Source organism: Succinimonas sp. (assembly GCF_045225735.1).
Taxonomy (GTDB): Bacteria; Pseudomonadota; Gammaproteobacteria; order Enterobacterales; family Succinivibrionaceae; genus Succinimonas.
Genome location: NZ_JBGVBR010000052.1, coordinates 1 through 6,741, shown reverse-complemented (window position 1 = coordinate 6,741; position 6,741 = coordinate 1). Strand labels below are relative to the sequence as shown.

Below are 6,741 nucleotides of genomic sequence, written 5' to 3'. Positions count from 1 at the left end.
GGGCCCCAGCTACATTTTTGAGTTCAAGTACAAAAGAAACACCAGAACCTCTGAGATGACAAAGGACAAGGTACGGGAAGCCCTTTACAACAGAGCCGTGAAGCAGCTTAACTTTTACGTCGCCGATGATTATCTCAAAACCGTTCCCGACCTGCGCAAATACGTGATCATGTACACCTACGGAGAGTTTTTTATCGAAGAAATAATCTGAAGCGATGTCAGGAACTGCTCGAAAGTTCCGCCCATGCAAGGGGGAACTCTATGGCATGATTAAGAAAGATGCCGGGATTAAGATTCAGGTGTTCTCAGGTATCGGTTTTTGCATAATCCGGAAAAAGGCTTACGGCATAATTGTTTTCGTAATGCTTCCATACCTTGCAGTCAAGATTGCGTAATCCGGCGCTGATTATGATCCGTACCTGAAGGCATTCCCAGCCCCGCAGACAAAAAACGCCGGAAGCATTATCCGGCGTTTTTCCTTTGGAGAGAAGTCTGTGCGCCAAGTCTTCAGGCGAGACGCAGGGGCAGAGCCGCCAGCTTGGCATCGAATTTGCGGGGCAGGCTTTTAATGGACTCGGCAATGCCGTTATGGGTAAGCTCGCCGTTAACAATGCCCACGCACTGTCCCCCGATGCCGTCAATCAGGAGCTTTACTGCGAGTTCCCCCAGCCGGGATCCCAGAATGCGATCCTGCGCTGACGGCACGCCGCCTCGCTGAATATGACCCAGCACGGTAGCCCGGCATTCAATTCCGGTGTTGCCCTCGATATCATTGGCCAGAAGCTCCGCGTTGGTGATGTTTTCGCAAAGGGCCACGATGCCGTGGCGTTTTCCGGCGGCAAAGGCCTGGCTGATAGAACGGAACAGCGCCGCGGAATCAAAGGGCTGTTCCGGAACTATGGCAAAATCCGCTCCTCCGGCAATGGCGGCGCTGACGCAGAGATCGCCGCAGTGCCGGCCCATGACCTCCACGATATTCACCCGCTTATGGGAATTGGAGGTGTCCCGAAGCCGGTCAATGCATTCCACAATGGTATTCAGGGCAGTATCGAAGCCGATGGAAAAGTCCGTGCCGTGCACATCGTTGTCAATGGTGCCGGGCACGCCGATGCACGGAAAACCCATTTCGGTAAGCCGGAGAGCTCCGGTATAGGAGCCGTCGCCGCCGATAACCACCAGGGAATCAATTTCCCGTTTTCTGAGGTTTTCAATAGCCTCCCGCCGCACGGATTCCTCTTCGAAAGCCCGGAATCTGGCCGAACCCAGTATGGAACCGCCGCGGCCGATAATATTGGTCACGTCCAGAGTGTTCATCCGGGAGATGCGATCCTGATGCAGTCCCAGATAGCCGTCCCGAATCCCGTAAATCTCAACATCAGCGGCAATGGCGGTGCGTACGGCCGCCCGGATTGCCGCATTCATGCCAGGGGCGTCGCCGCCGCTGGTCAGAATCCCGATTCTTTTGATCATAGCTTTATCTGCAAAAAAACGGATGCGCCCGGCATCCGTCATAAGTGGTCAGAACCTGTTAATTAAACTTCGGCAGCCTTGATAATGGCAGCAAAGTCAAGAGGCTTCAGGGAAGCGCCGCCGACGAGTCCGCCGTCAATGTCCGGCTGCTTGAAGAGATCCGGAGCGGTCTTGGCATTGCAGGATCCGCCGTAGAGGATCTGCACCTTGTCAGCCACAGCGGCATCGAAGGAAGCCAGGAAGGATCTGATGGTGGCATGCACGTCCTGAGCGATTTCAGGGGTGGCGGTCTTGCCGGTGCCGATGGCCCAGATGGGCTCGTAGGCGATAACGGCGTTTTCAAAGGACTTGATGCCGTTCATGTCGATAACAGCCTGAAGCTGGGTCTTAACCACGTCAGCAGTCTGCTTGGCTTCGAACTGCTCCAGAGATTCGCCGATGCAGAGCACCGGAATGAGGCCGGATTCCTGAGCAGCCTTGTACTTGGCGGCAACAACCTCATTGGTTTCATTGTGATAGGCGCGGCGTTCGCTGTGGCCTACGATGGCGTACTTGCAGCCGAATTCCTTGATCATTTCAGGAGAGTTTTCCCCGGTGAAAGCGCCCTTGGTGTGCACGTCCACGTCTTCGGAACCGTACTTGATGGCGGTATCCTTGGCCAGGCTTTCAACAAGTCCGATAAAAATAGCAGGAGCGCATACGGCTACTTCCACGGAAGGAGACTGAGCGGCAGGCTCCTTGAGCGCATTAACGAGAGAAGTAACTGATTCCTTGGTGCCGTTGAGCTTCCAGTTGCCCATTACAAGAGGTTTTCTCATGATCTGTAACCTTAGTGATTAAATAAAAACCGGAAAAAATAACCGTTGCCGAAATTAGCTGCGCTGATTATATCATATGGAAGGCGTCTTTTGCTGTTAAAGCTGTCTCATGCTGTTTAAACCTGTCTCATGCTGCTTAAAAAATTCCCGCTTTTTCGCATTCCGGGGGGATTTCAGGCGGGGGGAACCGTGAGAGACAAAAACGCCGTCCGGAAATCCGGACGGCGCTCCTGGCGTCTTTAAACTGAAAGGGTTCATTCCCCTGCCGCAGACTCGGAACCTTCCAAAGCCGCTCCGGGGTTCAGCCTTTGAAATCTCAGTTGGTAAACAGTCCCACCTTGAGATCGGTAGCCTGATAGATAGGCACGCCGTCGGCGCTGACCACCCCGTCAGCGATGCCCATAATGAGCTTCCGCATGACCACCCGCTTCATGGTGATGGTGTAGGTGACCTTTTTGGTGTCAGGGAGGATCTGACCGGTGAACTTCACCTCGCCCACGCCCAGAGCGCGTCCCTTGCCGGGGCCGCCTTTCCACCCCAGGAAAAAGCCCACCAGCTGCCACATGGCATCCAGGCCGAGACAGCCGGGCATTACCGGATCTCCCGGGAAATGGCATTTGAAAAACCACAGATCCGGATTGATGTCGTATTCTGCCACGATAATGCCGCGGTTGTGATCGCCGCCGTGGTCGTTGATTTCCACAATGCGGTCAATCATCAGCATGTTGGGAGCCGGCAGCTGACTGTTCCCCGGCCCGAAAAGCTCTCCCCGGCTGCAGGCCAAAAGATCATCGCGGGAGAATGAATTAACCCCCTTGTCGCACAGGGACGGGGCAGTAGAGGCTGAATTTTCCAAAGCAGTAATCCTTCTTTTATCTGTTGCGGGCATCGGCGATACCCTTAATGAAAAACATTTTAACGTATCGGGGGACAATTTTCACGGCCGGAAAGCCAAATGTCAGTCTCCCCGCTGAAAAAACTGTCCGATGCGATCCCACAGGGATACCGGATCATCCCGGGTATCGATCTCATACAGCTTGTCGCTGATGATGTCGTAGATGTTTTCCTCGCAGGCGGCATCCTGAGACTTGGCGGATTTGCCGCCTTTGCTGTCGTCCTTGTTCCGGACGCCTTCCTCCTTCAGGAGCGCTCTGACTCCGGTGAGGATTTCCACGGCCTCGTCGATGATGCTTACCGGATAAATGTGGAACTTTCCTTCCCGGACGGCATTAACCACCTCTTCATCCAGCACCAGGGAGGTAACGTTGCTTTCCGGAATGATGACTCCCTGTTCCCCGGTCAGGCCCTGAATTTTGCAGACCCGGAAGAAGCCCTCGATTTTTTCGTTAATGCCGCCTACGGGCTGCACGTTCCCCAGCTGATCCAGGGATCCGGTCAGGGCGAACTGCTGCTTGATGGGCTTTTCGGACAGGGCGGAGAGAATGGCGCAGAGCCCGGTGAGGGAGGCGCTGTCGCCGTCTATCTCGTTATAGGACTGCTCGAATACCAGATTGGCGCTTACCGGCAGCTGGTAGTCGTTCCCGAACTTGTGGGTCAGGTAGCCATTAATGATCATCATGGCCTTGGTGTGAATTTCCCCGGCCAGATCCGCCTTGTGCTCCACGTCGCTGATGCCGCCCTCGGGGCCGGAGTGAATGGTGGCGGTGATGCGGGTGGGTTCCCCGTACTCAAAGTCATCGCCGAAGGTGGAAATCACCGAGAGGCCGTTAATCTGTCCCACGACCTCGCCCTTGGTTTTCAGGATAATCTGCTTATCCCGGAACATATCCCCGGATTCCTCCAGAGCGGTGTTGGCGCGGAACATCCGGGCGTCCAGGGTTTCTCTGACCTCGGCGGCGGTGAAGGCCTTAAGCTCCTTCCGAAGGCCCCGGCCGCTGGCTTCCCGCATGATATTGCAGAGCTCCTGCTCCGAGAGGGCGAACTTGGTCTGGTTTTCCGCCAGGCGGCAGGCTCTTTCTATTAACACCGTGACGGCGGAGGCATCCGGCGGCAGGAGTCTCATGAGACGGCAGCGATCCCGGAGATAGAGGGCGAGATCGTGGGTATTGTCCTTCAGAGGGAAGCAGTTCATGAGATCCGCCCGGAGGTAGAAGGCGGTGCCGCATTCCGGATCGATGCTGTACAGCGAAGCCACGTCAATATAGGAGCCGGTGAGAATGAGCTTGACGTTCACCGGGGTAGGCTCCGGCGCGAAGAAGGGGATAATGCTGTTTACGCTTTCGTTAGGGTTTTCCCAGCCGGCAAGGCCGCTTTCCAGAATGTGCCGGAGCTTGAACCAGAGAGCCGGGCTGTGCACCAGCTCCGAGATCCGGAGAACCAGGTAGCCGCCGTCGGCGCTGCGGAGAAGTCCGGGCTCCAGGAGTTCATGCGAAGAGTAGGTGGTGCCGTTTTCCGTCAGGTAGTTGACGCAGCCGAAGAGATTTTTCCAGGTGAGATCATGTCCGAACAGCAGGGGCGGCCGGTCGGGCAGATGCTGCACCATAAGATTCAGGATCACCTGATCCGTCTTGACCCGATCCTGCATGATGTAGTTGCAGAGATCCGTGAGGTATTCTTCAAGCTTGGGATCGTTGTCCTGCTTTTTCAGGATCTTCAGGAGAATCTCCTCCTGATCCAGCTTGAATTTGGCTTTCTTCATCAGCTTCTGCACGAGACTGAAGAATTCCTGCGTGGTGCCGCTTTTGATGTGGAGCCACATGGGGGAAAGCTCATCGGCCAGATTTTCGGCATAGACGATGTCATAAATCTGATGCTTCCGGCCGGCGCATTTCGTCAGGAGATCCCTGACGCACTGTTCGGCGTCGGTATCCGGGGATGCCAGAAGCAGCATGACCGGATTGGGCATTTCTGTATACACCAGTTCCTGAACGGCGCTTTGGGCTCTTTTCTGAAAAGAGGCAAAGGTAACCTTTTTTTCATCATCAAGAGAGCCGATGTCAGCGATAGCCGGACGCAGCATCTCCCAGGAAAGTTCTTTCACACAACCTCCGAAACCAGTCTTATCCCTTTATTATTTTCGCTCTGTTCCAGTCTGTAGTTGATCTGAAACATTCCATAGGGAATAACTCTCCATAAAACAGCTAGAAAGTTATTATATGAGGTCTAGCGAATAGACCTCTACTGACTATCCCTTTTACAAAGGACTCATCGGCTACTTTTAACTTGGCTAAGTATTTCCGGACTATATTTAAAGCACCATTTATATCGGCATTTAAAACTTTGTCAGTAGATGACTTAAATAAGCCCCTGAAAATTCTTTTGCCTTTATATTCCTCATGCTTTTCAACTGATTCAAATGCCAGTGAATCACACTTGGAGGTATAGGATTCCTCTTGCTCTGCAAGATTTATCCCTGCCATTTTGCACTTGTACCTAAGCATATTCAGGAACTTAAAGAACGGAACCGATACAAAGTTCTGGTCGGTTTGTTTACCTAATGCGATGGAGTCTTTCCATTGCTTGTTTCTTCCAATAACCACTGTACCGATTTTGTGCTCCGCACAAAAGTCCACAATGCTTCTGGATGCGTTGTGCAAATAGTCTTCAATTTTTAAGTTTCGTTTAAATCCTAACTTAAAAATATTGAATTTGTTATAATTGAAATCCTGTTTGTCTCCGATTAAAGGTCTTTCGGATTTTAATTTTGAAACTTCTTTATTGTAATACTGATTTATTGATTTTACAGGCTTTCCGTTTATAATAAAGCAGTCAAATTCCGAAACGCAACTGCAAAGGTTGTTCAATCCTAAATCAATACCCAAATACTGATTCTGGTCTAAATCAGAGTTTAATTCTTCCGTTTCATAAGAAATGCAGACTTTGATTTTATTGAATTTCGGAATAAAGTTAATAGTTTTAAAATTCTTTAAATTATCCTTGTGTTTTTCAAATATATTATAAGGGATATGGATTTTTACGTCTTTATTTAATATTATAAACTGGTCTTTGATTTTAGCCGACTGATAATCAAAATACAACATATTCGGATTTTCTTTGTATTTAGGTGCTTTAGGCTCTCCATTGAACTTCTCCGGATGAACTTTAAACTCCTTTATTGCACTAAAGAAACCGGAGTAATTCTTATATAAACTGATTACAATCATTTGAGCAAGTTTAGCCTTGCAGAGTTTTCTGTAATAATTCAGTTTTGTATCCTGAGTCCTTAATACCTTTTCAAGGTCATTTTCACGCATAACGGCTTTATTTTTATCGTAATAATCTCTAAAGAAGTATCTGGCCTGATTAAATAAGCACCTTGACAGTTCAAACTGCTCTTTGAACCATCCTGTATTGTCTATGTAGAAACAGGTGCTTAAAATCATTTTGAAACCTCTTTTAGAGATATTTACATCGGTCAAAAATCAGGGTCTTGCAGGATCAACTATCCTCTATAACAGAGCCATTATTTTATTCCGTTGCTGCTATTGTACAC

Annotated in this window: 7 protein-coding genes; 2 read left to right on the top strand and 5 right to left on the bottom strand. The window is 50.6% G+C overall.

What is annotated here, in order from left to right; translation table 11 throughout:
- Positions 1-211, top strand: a 211-nt coding sequence (locus ACJROR_RS01855; protein ID WP_406545613.1) for a hypothetical protein, incomplete at its 5' end; no start/stop codon positions are given.
- A gap of 55 nt (positions 212-266) precedes the next feature.
- Positions 267-395 (top strand): hypothetical protein, encoded by a 129-nt coding sequence (locus ACJROR_RS01850; RefSeq protein ID WP_406545612.1) that lies wholly within the window; start codon positions 267-269, stop codon positions 393-395.
- Between the two features lie 112 nt (positions 396-507).
- On the opposite strand, the gene pfkA is transcribed toward ACJROR_RS01850, so the two are convergent.
- From pfkA to ACJROR_RS01825, 5 genes are all read right to left on the bottom strand, one after another.
- Positions 508-1,470 carry a 6-phosphofructokinase gene (gene pfkA, locus ACJROR_RS01845; RefSeq protein ID WP_406545611.1) on the bottom strand — a complete coding sequence of 321 codons (963 nt, stop codon included), beginning with the start codon at positions 1,468-1,470 and terminating at the stop codon, positions 508-510.
- Between the two features lie 62 nt (positions 1,471-1,532).
- The gene (gene tpiA / locus ACJROR_RS01840) at positions 1,533-2,288 is read right to left on the bottom strand and encodes a triose-phosphate isomerase (protein WP_406043595.1); all 756 of its coding nucleotides are present in this window, start codon (positions 2,286-2,288) and stop codon (positions 1,533-1,535) included.
- Between the two features lie 316 nt (positions 2,289-2,604).
- Complete coding sequence (gene fabA, locus ACJROR_RS01835; RefSeq protein WP_406545614.1) at positions 2,605-3,114, bottom strand: 3-hydroxyacyl-[acyl-carrier-protein] dehydratase FabA; 510 nt, start codon at positions 3,112-3,114, stop codon at positions 2,605-2,607.
- Positions 3,115-3,246: 132 nt separating this feature from the next.
- Positions 3,247-5,289, bottom strand: a complete 2,043-nt coding sequence (locus tag ACJROR_RS01830) for an AAA family ATPase (protein ID WP_406545610.1) — start codon at positions 5,287-5,289, stop codon at positions 3,247-3,249.
- 100 nt (positions 5,290-5,389) lie between these two features.
- On the bottom strand, positions 5,390-6,631 hold the full coding sequence (locus ACJROR_RS01825; RefSeq protein WP_406545609.1) for an RNA-guided endonuclease InsQ/TnpB family protein: 1,242 nt from the start codon (positions 6,629-6,631) through the stop codon (positions 5,390-5,392).
- Positions 6,632-6,741 lie beyond the last annotated feature (110 nt).

Excerpts from the sequence above, each read along its gene's own strand:
- tpiA (WP_406043595.1), bottom strand. The coding sequence starts at position 2,288 with ATGAGAAAACCTCTTGTAATGGGCAACTGGAAGCTCAACGGCACCAAG.
- pfkA (WP_406545611.1), bottom strand. The coding sequence starts at position 1,470 with ATGATCAAAAGAATCGGGATTCTGACCAGCGGCGGCGACGCCCCTGGC.
- ACJROR_RS01850 (WP_406545612.1), top strand. The coding sequence starts at position 267 with ATGATTAAGAAAGATGCCGGGATTAAGATTCAGGTGTTCTCAGGTATC.
- ACJROR_RS01825 (WP_406545609.1), bottom strand. The coding sequence starts at position 6,631 with ATGATTTTAAGCACCTGTTTCTACATAGACAATACAGGATGGTTCAAA.